Source organism: Meiothermus sp., from assembly GCF_026004115.1.
Classification (GTDB): domain Bacteria; phylum Deinococcota; class Deinococci; order Deinococcales; family Thermaceae; genus Meiothermus.
In genome coordinates this window covers 2,728,586-2,742,772 of the sequence record NZ_BPIM01000001.1, presented here as the reverse complement: position 1 = coordinate 2,742,772, position 14,187 = coordinate 2,728,586, and the positions used below count along the sequence as shown (strand labels likewise).

The following is a 14,187-nucleotide window of genomic DNA, read 5'->3' as shown; positions in this document are numbered from 1 at the left end:
CACCCGTCATGCGCTCATCCACGGCTTTAGCCTACTACAGGCTATACAAAAATATCGAGGACAGCGCTCAAAAGCCATTCGGTTACCCTGGTATTCCTCGCTTCACTCAAGTATCCGGTTCGAATATGGCCCGCCCCACCCGCACCAAGGTCGCGCCCTCCTCCACCGCAACTTCAAAATCGCCCGACATGCCCATGCTCCGCTCGGGAAGCCGGTACAGGTCGGCCAGCCGCGAGAGCTGTGCAAAAATGGGCCGCACCCTCTCGGGGTCTTCTGCGTAGGGGGCCACGGTCATCAGGCCCTCTACCCGCAGGCCCTCCATCGCACGTATCTGAGCGAGAGCTTCGGGCAACTCCTCCTCCAGGAACCCGTGTTTCTGGGGTTCGCGGCCCAGGTTGAGCTCGAGCAGTACCCGCTGCACCTTGCCATTTTCCATGGCCTTGCGGGCTACCGTCTCGGCCAGCCGAACCGAGTCTATGGAGTGAATTAGCTCAAAGCGCACCGCAAACCTGGCCTTGTTGCGCTGGAGGGGCCCGATAAAGTGCCACTCGGCCACAAGTTCGTCCATTTTGGGCAAGGCCTCCTGAATGCGCGACTCGCCCAGGGGAAACCGGCCATACCGCAAGACCCGCTCCCGAATCTCGGCCACCGGGTGTTCCTTGGTTACGGCCACCAGCCGCACCGCCTGGGGGTCTCGGCCCGCCCTGCGGCAGGCATTGTCAATGCGCTCCAGAACTTTGGGAAGGCTCATGCTTGCTTGTCCGGGCTACAGGGCCGCCAGGATGCCCCGCACAAACCTGCGAAACAAGGCCCCACTCCGGGCCGCCGTGGCCAGCACCTCCTGCTCGGTGGCGTGGTGGTCGCGCTCGGGCACGGCCATATCGGTGATGGTCGAAAGGCCCAGCACCCGCGCCCCCAGATGCCGCAGGGCAATTACTTCCGGCACAGTGGACATCCCGATGGCATCGGCCCCCAGGGTACGCAGCAGCCTGAGTTCGGCCCGGCTGGCAAACTGCGGCCCCGGCCACCAGGCGTATACCCCTTCTCTAAGTTGAAAGTCCTGCGCCCGGGCGACTTTCTGGGCCAGGCCGCGCAGCTCCGGGTCGTAGGCGTCAAAGGTTACCGGGAAACGCGGCCCCAAGCGTTCGTCGTTGGGCCCGGTGAGGGGAGAAAGGGGGGCATAGTTGATGTAATCGCTGTGCAGCATCAGTTCCCCGGCGTTCCAGGCCGGGTTTAGCCCCCCTGCTGCCGAGGTGATGAAGAAAGTTTTGGCCCCCAGGAAAAACCCAGCCCGCTGCGGAAACGCCGCTTGCGCTGGGGTATACCCCTCGTAGCAGTGCACCCGGCCCTTATAGGCCAGTACGTTTTTGCCCTCGAGCCGCCCTAAAATAAGCTTTCCCTCGTGACCCGGAGCAGTGGACAAAGGAAAATTGGGCAGAGAGCTGTAAGGAAAACTGGCCACTACCTCGATCTCGTCGCCCAGGGGCCCCAGGCCCGAGCCCAGTACAATGCCCACTTCAGGCACAAAGTCGGTTTGGGTGCGAATGTGGTTGACCGTCTGCTGGATTTGCTCGTAGGTCGAACTCATGGCCACAAATCTACCGCATATCGGGCCTGAAGGAGTAGAGCGCAAATGTTCTTTTGCTGTCCATTCCGGCTCAGCCAAACAACAAAGCCTCCCTGCACGAAGCGGGAGGCTTTCTGGTGGCTATGGGCGGACTTGAACCGCCGACACCACGATTATGAGTCGTGTGCTCTAACCAGCTGAGCTACATAGCCAGGTGCGCCTCAAAGGGCGCATGTTGGTTGCAGGGACAGGATTTGAACCTGTGACCTTCGGGTTATGAGCCCGACGAGCTACCAGACTGCTCCACCCTGCGCCGGTCGGTAGGGATAAACCCCAAAACCGCAAACTCAATCTTAGGCGGGAAACCCTGCCTCGTCAAGGCAGGAAAATCCCCGAGCCAGTTCTTATCATTTGCTTGGAAGCATGGGTTGCAGCCCCCTCACCCGGCAACACCGGGTTGCCATCAGAAGTGGCCTATTGGGCCAAACGAGCACCAGGCTAACCGCAGTGACGCCACCCTCTCCGACGCGGAGAGAGGGAGAGGGCAAAGCGATAAAAGCCTGAAGCCCCGGGCTCAACTCTTTTCAAGTGGCAATCAGGTCATAACCTGCGCTGAGGCCGCTTCGTGAATCCCAGTCTTTTTATCGTTCAGGAAGCCTCCCTGAAAACCCCTTTGCAGGGCTACAATCTCGGCCAGGGCTGCCACCGCAATCTCTTCCGGGCTCTCCGCGCCGATATCAAGTCCGATAGGGTTCCGCAGGCGGGCCATCTGCTCGGGGCTGGGCACAAAGCCTTCGGCCTGCAGGGCCTCGAGAATCTTCTCCAGGCGATTGCGCGGACCAAGCATGCCTACATAACGAGCCGGCGATTCCAGGGCAAAACGCAAAGCCTGGCGGTCGATGTCAAGGTGGTGGTTCATCACGATAACGTGCTGGCGAGGGCTGAGCTGTACCTTCTGGGCGTACTCATCTTGGGCAGCCTGAATGGTCTGGCAGCCTTCAAAACCCTGCAACAGCTCGGGCCGGGCATCCACCACCGTCACCCTGAAACCCAGTACCAGCGCCTGGTTGGCCATGGGCTTGGCGTCGTGGCCCGCACCGAACAAAACCAGCTCGGGGATGGGGCTGCTCACATCAAAAAACACCTCGGCCTCTTGCACGTAGCGGGTGGTGGGTCGGGAGGTGCCGCCCTGCATCTGCCGTGCAATTCGAAGCACCTGCTCGTGCAGTTCGGGCGGGGAAATGTGACCCTCGAGGGCCCCATCGGGCTTGAGCCAGATCCTCCCCTCCCCCCCCGCCACCACCGTGGCCAGCACCGAGGGTTCCGACTCGGTGGTCTCCTGAAGCCAGCGGTGTAATAAACTTTGCGGCCCCACCGGCTCCACCCAGACCTCCACCGTGCCGCCACAACCCGGCCACCAGGTCTTTTCCTCGTTGTAGTCGAAAATAGTGCGCTCTGGCCGGCCCCGGGCCAGGATTTGCATGGCAATCTCGATCATCTCTTGCTCGAGGCAGCCCCCCGAGATCATGCAGGCCGAGCCGCCGTCTTCGCGCACCAGCATCTTGGCCCCTTCGCGGCGGTAAGCCGAGCCAATCACCCGCACCACGGTGGCCAGAGCAGTTTCTTTGCCCTCGGCCCAGGCAGCCTCGAGGGCAGCTAACAGCAGGGGTGTCTCGTTTGCCATAAGCTCTTCCCTTATTTCAAACTTACACCCACAAGGCTACTCCAACTTTGCCAGCAGAACACATTTGCCGCATTTCCGGGCATCTGCTAAAAGAACCACTTCTTGTCACTCTCATCTAAGGGGGTATATAGTATGGTCTAAAGATTTTTCAGCTACAGGTGCACCCAGTTTGTTGGTTTGGCTTGGTTGGAATGTTTTTTGGGTAGCCAGAAGCTCGAGGTGGCGATTTGTTCTGTCCGTCTTTCTTGCCGAACCCAAGCAGATACATGTACCCCTGGTGGGGCGGCCCTTCGGCGATGGTAAAGCCGCAGGCTTCGCAGTAGCGCGAGCATGCCAGGGTTTTGGGGGGGCGACCAGGGCCCGCCCGTTGGTATCGTCTTGCGCAGCATTCGTTCAGCAGCATAACCCGCTCAATCTACAGGAGGAAGCATGCCAGACAAAGTACAAATTAAGGTTACGGTCAATGGGGTCGAGCACCACAACGAGGTCGAACCGCGTCTATTGCTGGTTCACTACCTGCGGGAAACCCTGGGTCTTACCGGAACCCATGTGGGCTGTGATACCAGCCAGTGTGGGGCCTGTACGGTACATCGTGGACGGTCAGGCGGTAAAGTCCTGCACCATGTTTGCGGTTCAAGCCGACGGCTGCAACTTGACCACCATTGAAGGGCTGGGCAGCGCAGGCAACCTGCATCCTGTGCAGGAGGGCTTTTGGGAAATGCATGGCCTGCAGTGTGGTTTCTGTACCCCCGGCATGATTATGGCGGCTGTCGATTTGCTCAACAAAAACCCGCAGCCCAGCGAGGGCTGAAATCCGCCATGCCCTCGAGGGCAATCTGTGTCGCTGCACCGGCTACCACAATATCGTTCGGGCGGTGCAGTACGCCGCCGACAAGATGGCCGGCAAAATTGGCGCGGCGGCAGACGATTGATTGGGTCGCGGGGTTCGGCATTTTTGCTCAGGCACTGGCGTCCCCTAACCCAGAGATTTCGAAGGGAGTAAATGATGGCCGACAAACTCTTTGGCAAGGCGATGAAGCGGGTCGAAGACCCCCGCTTTATCACCGGCACCGGTAACTACACCGACGACATGACCCTGCCCGGTATGGTGCATGCGGCAATGGTGCGTTCGCCCTATGCCCATGCCCGCATCAAAAAAATTGATGTATCCAAGGCCCGTTCGTACCCCGGCGTGCTGGCCGTGATTACTCGGCCAGGAAATGAAAGACGCCGGGATCAACGGCATTCCTACTGGCTGGCTGCACCCCGGCATCAAAACCCCGCCCCACTACGCCATTACCTTTGACAAGGCCCGGCACGTAGGCGACATTGTGGCGGCGGTCATCGCCGAGACCCGCCAGATTGCCGAGGATGCCGCCGAGCTTGTGGAAGTGGACTACGAGCCGCTGCCGGCCGTAGCCCTGGGGAGCGACGCCCTGAAGCCGGGCGCGCCAGCGGTGCACGACGACGTACCCGACAACGTCTGCTTCACCTGGAGCATTGGCGACAAGGCCGCCGTGGACTGCGGCTTTTGCCAGCGCCCACAAGACCGTCAAGCTCAACCTGCGCAACAACCGGCTGGTGCCCAACGCCATGGAACCCCGGGCCTCGCTGGCCCAGTACCTCAAGGCCAGCGACGAGTACACCTTATGGACGACCAGCCAGAACCCGCACATCCACCGCCTCTTGATTGCAGCTTTCATCATGGGCATCCCCGAACACAAGCTGCGGGTGATTGCCCCGGATGTGGGCGGGGGCTTTGGTTCTAAAATCTATCAGTACCCCGAAGAAATCATCGTGCTGTACGCGGCCAAGAAGCTAAACCGCCCGGTCAAGTGGACGGCCCGGCGCTCGGAGAGCTTTGTGACCGACTCGCACGGACGCGACCACGAGACCGTGGCGGAGATGGCGGTAGACCAGAGCGGCAAGATTACCGCCGTACGGGTGGACACCATCGCCAACATGGGGGCCTACCTGACCACCTTTGCGCCGGCGGTGCCCACCTACCTGTACGGCTGCCTGTTGGCCGGCACCTACACCACCCCCCACATCTACTGCCACGTAACCGCCCCTTTTACCCACACCACGCCGGTAGATGCCTACCGGGGGGCGGGGCGGCCCGAGGCGACCTACCTCCTGGAGCGGCTGGTAGACGTGATGGCCCACGAGCTGGGCATGGATCCGGTGGAGTTCCGCCGCAAGAACCTGATTCCCCCGGATGCCTTCCCCTACCAGACCCCGGTGGCTTTGCAGTACGACTCCGGCAACTACGAAGCCAACCTAGACAAGGCCCTGGAGCTTGTCAACTACAAGGCCTTGCGTCAACAGCAAGAAGAGTGGCGCAAGCAGGGCCGCTACATGGGCATCGGGGTCATCACCTTCATCGAGGCCTGCGGGCTGGCCCCCTCGGCCCTGGTGGGCAGCCTGGGCGCCCAGGCGGGGCAGTGGGAAAGCGCCCTGGTGCGGGTGATGCCCACCGGCAAGGTGGAAGTCTTTACCGGTACCCACAGCCACGGCCAGGGCCACGAGACGGCCTTTGCCCAGGTGGTGGCGGATGAGCTGCAGATTCCGGTGGAGGATGTGGTGCTGGTGCACGGCGACACCGGGCGGATGCCCTACGGTTGGGGTTCGTATGGCTCCCGTTCGGCCCCTACCGGCCTTTCGGCCATTGTGCTGGCTACCCGCAAGATTATCGATAAGGCCAAGAAGATTGCCGCCCATCTGCTCGAGGCCAGCCCCGACGACATCGTGCACGAGGATGGCAAGTTCATGGTCAAGGGGGTACCCGACAAGGCCAAGACCTTCTTCGATATTGCCCTGATGGCCCACCTGGCCCACAACTACCCCGCCGACCTCGAGCCTGGGTTAGAGGCCACCCACTTCTACGACCCCAAAAACTTCGTCTTCCCCTTCGGCACCCACATCGCCGTGGTGGAGGTAGACCCCGACACCGGCAAGGTCAAGCTCTTGCGCTACCTCTCGGTGGACGACTGCGGCCCGGTGATTAACCCGCTCATTGCCGACGGACAGGTGCACGGGGGCGTTGCCCAGGGCCTGGGCCAGGCCCTGCTGGAAGAGGCCGTCTACGACAAGGAGGGCCAGATTCTATCGGGGAACTTCCTCGAGTACACCCTGCCCCGCGCCGACGACATGGTACAGATCGAGCACGACCACACCGTGACCCCCTGCCCGCACAACCCCCTGGGCATCAAGGGCATCGGCGAGGCCGGCACCATCGCCTCCACCGCTGCGGTAGCCAACGCCGTCATGGACGCCCTGCGGCCCTTCGGGATTGTGCACCTGGACATGCCCTACACCCCCGAAAAGGTCTGGCGGGCCATTCAGGCAACCAAACCACTGTCTCAAGCTGCCGACTAGGGGTTGGGATGGGGTGGTAGGCTCTGGGTTCTTCCCACGCCCCACCCCTACCCCCTTTTCCCGGAGGAATCATGTACACAGCCGAATTCACGTACAAAAAAGCCGGTAGTATCTCCGAAGCCATCAGCCTCCTCCAGCAGCACCCGGACGCCAAGTTGCTGGCCGGCGGCCACAGCCTGATTCCGACCATGAAACTGCGGCTGGCCTCACCCCCGGCCCTGATTGACATCTCCAAGGTGGCCGAGCTGCGGGGGATTCGGCTCGAGGGCGACCATCTGGTGATTGGGGCCATGACCACCTACCACGAGCTGGAAACCTCGGATCTGCTCAAACAGCACTGCCCCATCATCCCCCAAGCCGTACACCAGATCGGTGACCCGATGGTGCGGGCCAAGGGCACCATCGGCGGCTCGCTGGCCCACGCCGACCCGGCTGCCGACCTACCTGCCTCGATGCTGGCGCTGGACGCCAAAATCAAGGTACAGGGGCCCGGCGGGGCCCGGGTAATAGCCGCCGACAACTTTTTTACCGGTATGTTTAGCACGGCCATGCAGGAAGGAGAAATCCTTACCGAAGTGCACGTGCCGGTGCGGGCCGGGGCCCGCATGGCCTATGCCAAGTTTCCTCACCCGGCCAGCCGCTATGCGGTGGTGGGGGTTGCGGTGGTGGCGGATGGGGGCTCCGTGCGGGCTGCGGTAACCGGCGCTGGCGAGCACGCCATGCGGCTGTCTAAACTCGAGCAAGCCCTTGCTGGCAAACCCCTGACCGCAGAAAATATCACCGCAGCCTGTCAGGGACTCTTGCCCCCCGACCACCTCAACCACGACCTGGTGGCTTCCAAGGAGTACCGCGCCCACCTGGTGGACGTGATGGCCAAGCGAGCTCTGATGCAGGCGGCAGGGCTCTAGTTAGCCTGGCGGCAATTGTGAGGGGCTGAGGTAATTCGGCCCCTCTGTCTTGTGTGAAGATACTGCCATGTTTCCAACTTCTATCGAGGAGACCCAAAAAGCCCTCGAGGCCCACCACTACATCGCCGACAAGGGCCTCTCGGTTGCGGTGTTTCTGGCCCTCAAGCTGGGGCGCCCGTTGCTGCTGGAAGGCGAGCCCGGCGTGGGCAAGACCGAAATTGTGAAGGTACTGGCCCAGATGCTCTCCACCCGCCTGATTCGCTTGCAGTGCTACGAAGGGCTGGACATCAGCAGCGCGGTGTACGAGTGGGACTATGCCCGCCAGATGATGCAAATAAGGCTGCTGGAGGCCAGCGGCGAACGCGACCAGGACAAAGTGCGCCACGAGGTCTTCAGCGCCGACTTTCTGCTCAAGCGCCCGCTGCTGCAAGCCCTGGAATCCACCGACGGCAAGCCTCCGGTGCTCCTGATTGACGAACTCGACCGGGCCGATGAGGAGTTTGAGGCTTTTCTGCTGGAGTTCCTCTCCGACTGGCAGATTACCGTGCCGGAGGTGGGCACCCTGAGGGCCGAAAAACCGCCGGTGGTGGTCATTACCTCCAACCGCACCCGCGAAATCCACGATGCCCTGAAGCGCCGCTGCATGTACTACTGGATCGACTACCCCAGCTTCGAGAAGGAATACAGAATTGTGCAGGAGAAAGTGCCTGGTGTACCGGAAAAACTGGCCCAGCAAGCGGTGGCTTTTGTGCAGGAGTTGCGCAAGCAAGACCTCTACAAAGCCCCCGGTGTGGCCGAGACCCTGGACTGGGCCTCCTCACTCATGGCCCTGGGCCAGACCGCGCTAGCCCCTGAAGTCATCGAAGCCACCCTAGGGGTGCTGCTCAAGTACCAGGACGATGTGGTCAAGGCCAAGAACCTGGCCCGCGACCTTTTGGCCCGGGCCCAGATGCCCACGGCGCTATGACAGCCCCCACCGAACAGTTGCTGAGCCACGTGGTGGCCTTCGTACGAAACCTGCGGGGCGAGGGGATTGTGGTTACGCCCGGGCAGACCGCTACTTTTGCGCGAGCCCTGGGTGAGATTCCGATCTTTGACCCGGTGGCGTTTTTCTACGCTGCCCAGAGCTCGCTGCTCACCCGACGGGAAGACCAGGCCAAGTTTGCCGAAGTATTTCGCAAATTCTGGCAAAACCTGGGCCTCGAGCGCTTTCCTGCCGAGCTACTGAACCAAACCTCCCTCCCTCCCAAAAGAGAGCAGAAAGCCCGTCCTGGCGAGGTAGGGCGCGAACCGCTTTCCTCAGAGCGCGCCTCCAATCAACCCCAGCCCATCGTCGATCGGGCCCTGACTTTCTCGGAGACCGAGGTGCTCAAGCAGAAGCGCTTCGACCAGATGAGCGAGCAGGAGCTACAGGCCGCCCGCAAGCTGCTGTACGGCTTTGTCTGGAACCCACCTGAGCGGCGCAGCCGTCGCCTGAAGGCCAGCGGCAGGGAACAACTCGACCTTCGCCGCAGTTTCCGGCGCTCGCTCAAACACCAGGGCGAGCTGGTGGTGTTAGAACAACGCTCGCGCAAGCACAAACCCCGCCCCATTGTGGCTTTGGCCGACGTATCGGGCTCAATGGAGCGCTACGCCCGCATGCTCCTGCATTTTTTGCATGCCTTTTCGCTCGAGCAGACCCGGCAGGGCGTGCGCCAGATTGAGACCTTCACCTTTGGCACCCGCCTGACCCGCATCACCCGCACGCTCAAGAAGCGCAGCGTGGACGAGGCCCTGGCCGAGGTGGGCCAGCAGGTCAAGGACTGGTCCGGCGGCACACGCATTGGGGCTTGCGTACGCACCTTCAACCACACCTGGGCCAAGCGGGTTTTGGGGCGGGGCTCTATTGTGCTGGTCATCTCCGACGGCTGGGATCAGGGCGACCCCGAACTCCTGGCCTTCGAGATGGAGCGCCTGCAGAAGTTCTGCTACCGCCTGATCTGGCTTAATCCGCTTATCGGCACTCCTGGCTACCAGCCCCTAACCCGCGGTTTGGTGGCTGCCATGCCTCACATCGACGATTTTTTGCCAGTCCACAACTTGAGCAGCCTCGAGCAGCTGGTGGAGGTACTCGCCCACATACAGCGCCGCAGCGAAAAAGTCAGGTAATACCGGATTCAAAAACAGTCTACAAAGCCAAAAACCTTAGAGGTTGTCTTTTTGAATCCTGGAGGACACTCTTCCCTGTTGGTCGGCAAAAAAACGTCTCCCTTTCCAAGGGGCGGTATCGCCCTCCGCTACGCGGATAACTTCCAAGGGGCGGTATCGCCCTCCGCTACGCGGATAACTTCCAAGGGGCGGTATCGCCCTCCGCTACGCGGATAACTTCCAAGGGGCGGTATCGCCCTCCGCTACGCGGATAACTTCGTTCGGGGCAAATCTGGCATTAAAAAGGCCCACCCTTTGCAAGATCGCTCCTGCAAAGGGTGGATTGAGCGCCAGGGTTAGTAGTTCGTGAATAGCAAAAGGTTGGGCGAGCGACGGCCCGGACTGCCTACCACCCCGGAAGTCGCGTTGCCCACGATAGCGTTGCGCACCGTGGCAGGGGTGGCCGTGGGGTTGCTTTGCAGATACAAAGCTGCCACGCCAGCAACGTGTGGCGTCGCCATGGAGGTGCCGCTGATGGTGTTGGTCGAGGTATCGCTGCTGATCCAGGCCGAGGTAATGGAAGAACCAGGTGCAAAGAGGTCTAAGCAGCTTCCGTAGTTGGAGTACGAGGCCCTGGCATCGGTAGATGTAGTCGCCCCCACAGTAATTCCTGCCGCTACTCGCGCGGGCGAGAAATTGCAGGCATCGCGGTTGCTGTTGCCTGCGGCCAGGGCAAAGGTGATTCCAGCGTTGATGGCATTATTGACCGCCGTGTCGAGGGCGCTCGAGGCTCCTCCACCCAGGCTCATGTTAGCCACGGCCGGTTTCTGGGCGTTTTGGCGCACCCAGTCCACTCCGGCAATTACCCCCGAGTTAGTACCCGAGCCGCTGCAGTTCAAAACGCGCACCGCATACAGGCGCACTCCCTTGGCGACCCCATACACCGAGCCGCCTACGGTACCGGCCACATGGGTGCCGTGGCCGTTGCAATCGTTACCGTTTTGGCCATCGCCAATAGCATCGAAAGCTACCACAGCCCGACCCCCGAACTCGCTGTGGCTCACCCGGATGCCAGTATCGATGATGTAGGCACGCACCCCATTGCCGGTGTTGCTATAGGTGTAGGTACCGCTCAAGGGCAGGGCCCGCTGGTCTATGCGGTCCAGGCCCCAGGTCGCACCCGACTGGGTTGCATCTATCTGCATCACCTGGTCGGCCTCTATGTAAGCTACTCGAGGGTCCTGACGTAGCGCAGCTAAATTCTCGGGCGAAAGGCTGGCAGCAAGCCCTTGCAATGCCGAGGTGTAAACCTGCTGTACCCTGGCATCGGGGAGCAGTCCGAGGCTCTGGAGTTCCCGCTGCACGCCAACGCCCCCGCCCAGGCTGGCTTTCAGGCTCTGCAGCGAGGCCAGTACATTGGCATCGTCTTTGTACACAACGATGTACTGCCCCTGAATGGCGTTGGGGTTATCGAGCCCCAGGACCGGCGCCAGTTTTTCTGTAGCTGTGGGGTTTCCACAAGCGGCCAGCAAAGCCAAGAACATTACCCAGATAAAACGAAGATGCATAGCCAGTGACCTCCAGACACAGGTTCTATTTTTGGGTCGATACCCGTGCCAAGTATAACGGTGTTAGCATGTTTGGGCGCATTATTAAGGTTTTTCTTAATCCCTATCGAATAACCCAGGCAGCCACCCGGTAAGGCCGGGTTTAGACTGTGTTCGCTCGAGAAAGCGCCGGGCGCATCGAGCTCGAAAAACAGGCTGCACGCAGTCGCTTTCAGACCTGGAATACACCCACCCGCATCTGCTCCCGGGTGGGGTTCAAGGCGCAGACCTCGAGGCTCCGGATCAAGCGCTCGCGGGTCTCGTGGGGGAAAATAATCTCGTCGACCCACAGGCGGGCCGCCGCATAGCGCGGATCCAGGGTTTCCTCGTAGCGGCCCTTGATGCGTTCGTAGAGTTCGACCAGGTCTTCCTCGGTGGGCTTACGCCCCTCGCGCTCGAGCTTGGCCAGCTCGATTTCCATCAGGGTCTTGGCCGCTGCATTGCCGCTCATCACAGCGTACTTAGCCGAGGGCCAGGCGTAGATGAAACGGGGGCCGTATGCCTTGCCGGCCATGGCGTAATTGCCTGCGCCAAACGAGCCCCCGGTAATAAGGGTAATCTTGGGCACCACCGAGTTGGAAACTGCATTCACCAGCTTGGCCCCCCGCCGGATGATGCCCTGCTGCTCGGACTCCTTGCCCACCATAAAGCCGGTTACGTCCATCAGAAACAACAGGGGAATGAAGCGCTGGTTGACCTCCAGGATGAACCGGGCGGCCTTGTCGGCGGCCTCGGCGTAGATAACCCCACCCACCTCGATTTTTCCGGGCTTCTTGATAATCAGGCGCTGGTTGGCCACAATTCCCACCGGGAACCCCCCCAGCCGGGCATACCCGCAAACCAGGGTCTGGCCATAGTGGGCCTTGTACTCGTGAAACTCGGAGCCATCGACCAACCGGGCTATCACCTCGTTTACGTCGTAGGGTTTGGTGCCATCCGGCGAAACCAGACCGTACAGGTCTTCGGGCGGGTGAAAAGGCTCCAACTCGCTTTTGCGCTCGGTTGCCCAGGGGGCCAAAGCCGGCCGGGCGTATAGCGACGCCAGCGTGCGTATCCGGGCAATGGCCGAGGCGTCGTCGGGTTCGTAGAAGTCCACGGTTCCGGAGACTTCGGCGTGCATCCGCGCACCGCCCAGCTCTTCCGAACTCACCTCCTGTCCAATGGCGGCCTTGACCAGGGCCGGGCCGGCCAGGTAAAGCCCCGAGCCCTCGGTCATGATGAGGGCATCGGTCATCAGGGGCAGGTAAGCCCCCCCGGCCACACAGTTGCCCATAATGGCCGAGATTTGCGGAATGCCCATCCCGCTCATACGGGCATTCAGGTAAAAGATACGGCCAAAGTCGTCCTGGTCAGGGAAAACCTCGTCCTGCAAGGGCAAAAAAACCCCCGCCGAGTCCACCAGGTACACCGTGGGCAGGTGGTTCTCTAGGGCAATGGTCTGGGCCCTAATTACCTTTTTAGCCGTGATGGGGAAAAAAGCCCCCGCCTTCACGGTGGCGTCGTTGGCGATGATCATCCAGTCCCGACCGGCAATTTTGCCGATGGCCGTAACCACCCCACCCCCGGGCGCCCCTCCCCAGTCGGCGTACATTTGCCAGCCGGCATAGCCAAGGATTTCCTCCGGTTCGGTATCCGGGTCTATCAGCGCCGCGATGCGCTCACGGGCAGTCAGCCGTCCTCTGGCATGCTGGCGCTCCACAGCTTTTGCGCCCCCACCCTGACGAATCTGCTCGAGCGAGGTGTGAAAGTCGGCCATAAGCCGCACCCAGGCGTCCTTGTTCTGCTTAAAGGGAGAGGACTCCCGCTCCTTGGGGCTGATGTGACTTTGAATCATGGCAAAAGTCTACCGTTTTTTTGTCGGTACGTTGTAATTCCGTCAGATATCATGCGCGCAACACAGCCCTTCTTCTTCTATATCACGTGGTATTATGCTCCCTCAGCGAGCCTTATCAGGGGTGGATGAATCCAGAAACGAGCCCCGCCTTCTGGTTGATTATCGGCACCAACACGGCCTCCGTGGGCTTCTACCAGGGCCTTGACGATGGCCAGTCCGAGGTCCGAGCCGCCGCTCTCGCGGGCCCTCGAGGCCTCTGCTCGGTAAAAACGCTCAAAGAGATGGGGAAGGTGCTCAGGCGCAATGCCTGGTCCAGTGTCGCAGACCTCGAGCACAGCGTTCTCTCCCTGGGAATGAAGTTTTACGGTAATACGACCTCCCCTTGGGGTGTGGCGCAGGGCATTCTCCAGCAGGTTAAGAAGCACCTGCTGCATCCGCTTGGGGTCGGCGTAGATGGAGAGGGGCTTGGTGTTGACTTCTAAATGAACCCCAGCCGCCTCGGCGCGCACTCCCTTCGGCCCTGTTAGTTCGCCGCCATCCGGCGCCGAACTAACCGAATCTGGTATGACACACATGAGAGCCTGATCCCTATTGCTTGTTAGCAATTTGTTACCTGCCTCCTCCAAGCTGTGCCTTGGAGGATATGCGTATGAAAAGTCTCAAGCGTCTTTCTCTACTGTTCGGCTCTCTTCTGGCATTGGCCTGGGCCTCCCCGAATGAAGGGGTAACCTACCAGGAAGTGAAGGGTCGTGTTGAAGCCATCAACTGGCAAGCCGGGTACATGGTGGTCAATGGGCAGAAGCTGGCCCTGGCCAGCAGGGTTCAGTACGAGTACGGGCGTCCGGTGGTGGGCAGTTATGTAGAGGTCAAGGTGCGCAGCCAACAAGGCCAGGAGGTGGTGTACAAGGTAGAGCTGAAAACCCGCTCAGGAAAAGAAATTCGCACCCTCGAGCGCTCTCGGGTGAGCAAGGGTAACTAAAGCCGCTTGGTTTGTGCCGGGTACAGGGCCCACTGTGCCCGGCGCGCTCCAGCCCCGCTTATCCGGGAACAAGTATTGGCAGGGCACGCAGCTCGAGCATGGG

12 protein-coding genes, 2 tRNA genes and 1 pseudogene are annotated in these 14,187 nt (G+C 61.0%); 7 read left to right on the top strand and 8 right to left on the bottom strand.

Going from position 1 to position 14,187, the window contains the following annotated elements:
* Positions 1-106 precede the first annotated feature (106 nt).
* The 5 genes from Q0X23_RS13380 to Q0X23_RS13360 form a co-directional block, all read right to left on the bottom strand.
* Positions 107-751 carry a YggS family pyridoxal phosphate-dependent enzyme gene (locus tag Q0X23_RS13380; protein ID WP_297860745.1) on the bottom strand — a complete coding sequence of 215 codons (645 nt, stop codon included), beginning with the start codon at positions 749-751 and terminating at the stop codon, positions 107-109.
* 15 nt (positions 752-766) lie between these two features.
* A complete protein-coding gene (locus Q0X23_RS13375) occupies positions 767-1,588 on the bottom strand; it encodes a purine-nucleoside phosphorylase (protein WP_297860744.1) in 822 nt (273 codons plus the stop codon).
* Between the two features lie 114 nt (positions 1,589-1,702).
* A tRNA-Met gene (locus Q0X23_RS13370) sits at positions 1,703-1,779 on the bottom strand.
* Positions 1,780-1,803: 24 nt separating this feature from the next.
* Positions 1,804-1,880: transfer RNA gene (locus Q0X23_RS13365), tRNA-Met, on the bottom strand.
* Positions 1,881-2,162: 282 nt separating this feature from the next.
* The gene (locus tag Q0X23_RS13360) at positions 2,163-3,251 is read right to left on the bottom strand and encodes an XdhC family protein (protein WP_297860743.1); all 1,089 of its coding nucleotides are present in this window, start codon (positions 3,249-3,251) and stop codon (positions 2,163-2,165) included.
* A gap of 429 nt (positions 3,252-3,680) precedes the next feature.
* Here Q0X23_RS13360 and Q0X23_RS16175 point away from each other — a divergent pair.
* The 6 genes and pseudogenes from Q0X23_RS16175 to Q0X23_RS13325 all read left to right on the top strand — a co-directional run bounded on the left by Q0X23_RS16175 (position 3,681) and on the right by Q0X23_RS13325 (position 9,685).
* Positions 3,681-4,183: pseudogene (locus Q0X23_RS16175) on the top strand ((2Fe-2S)-binding protein).
* Positions 4,184-4,254: 71 nt separating this feature from the next.
* Positions 4,255-4,557, top strand: coding sequence for a hypothetical protein (locus Q0X23_RS13345; RefSeq protein WP_297860740.1), 303 nt, complete (start codon positions 4,255-4,257; stop codon positions 4,555-4,557).
* Between the two features lie 194 nt (positions 4,558-4,751).
* The gene (locus Q0X23_RS13340; RefSeq protein WP_297860739.1) at positions 4,752-6,629 is read left to right on the top strand and encodes a xanthine dehydrogenase family protein molybdopterin-binding subunit; all 1,878 of its coding nucleotides are present in this window, start codon (positions 4,752-4,754) and stop codon (positions 6,627-6,629) included.
* 71 nt (positions 6,630-6,700) lie between these two features.
* On the top strand, positions 6,701-7,537 hold the full coding sequence (locus tag Q0X23_RS13335; protein WP_297860738.1) for a xanthine dehydrogenase family protein subunit M: 837 nt from the start codon (positions 6,701-6,703) through the stop codon (positions 7,535-7,537).
* A 67-nt stretch (positions 7,538-7,604) separates the two neighbouring features.
* Positions 7,605-8,504, top strand: coding sequence for a MoxR family ATPase (locus tag Q0X23_RS13330; RefSeq protein WP_297860737.1), 900 nt, complete (start codon positions 7,605-7,607; stop codon positions 8,502-8,504).
* Positions 8,501-9,685 carry a VWA domain-containing protein gene (locus Q0X23_RS13325; protein WP_297860736.1) on the top strand — a complete coding sequence of 395 codons (1,185 nt, stop codon included), beginning with the start codon at positions 8,501-8,503 and terminating at the stop codon, positions 9,683-9,685. The genes Q0X23_RS13330 and Q0X23_RS13325 overlap by 4 nt, the downstream gene beginning before the upstream one ends.
* A 335-nt stretch (positions 9,686-10,020) precedes the next feature.
* Here the strand turns inward: Q0X23_RS13325 and Q0X23_RS13320 are convergent, their stop codons facing one another.
* From Q0X23_RS13320 to Q0X23_RS13310, 3 genes are all read right to left on the bottom strand, one after another.
* Positions 10,021-11,232 carry a S8 family peptidase gene (locus Q0X23_RS13320; protein WP_297860735.1) on the bottom strand — a complete coding sequence of 404 codons (1,212 nt, stop codon included), beginning with the start codon at positions 11,230-11,232 and terminating at the stop codon, positions 10,021-10,023.
* Between the two features lie 211 nt (positions 11,233-11,443).
* Entirely contained in the window at positions 11,444-13,105 is a 1,662-nt protein-coding gene (locus tag Q0X23_RS13315) for an acyl-CoA carboxylase subunit beta (RefSeq protein WP_297860734.1), read from the bottom strand.
* A gap of 92 nt (positions 13,106-13,197) precedes the next feature.
* Complete coding sequence (locus tag Q0X23_RS13310; protein ID WP_297860733.1) at positions 13,198-13,614, bottom strand: cell wall metabolism sensor histidine kinase WalK; 417 nt, start codon at positions 13,612-13,614, stop codon at positions 13,198-13,200.
* 140 nt (positions 13,615-13,754) lie between these two features.
* On the opposite strand from Q0X23_RS13310, the gene Q0X23_RS13305 reads away from it, so the two are divergent.
* Complete coding sequence (locus Q0X23_RS13305) at positions 13,755-14,084, top strand: hypothetical protein (protein ID WP_297860732.1); 330 nt, start codon at positions 13,755-13,757, stop codon at positions 14,082-14,084.
* Positions 14,085-14,187 lie beyond the last annotated feature (103 nt).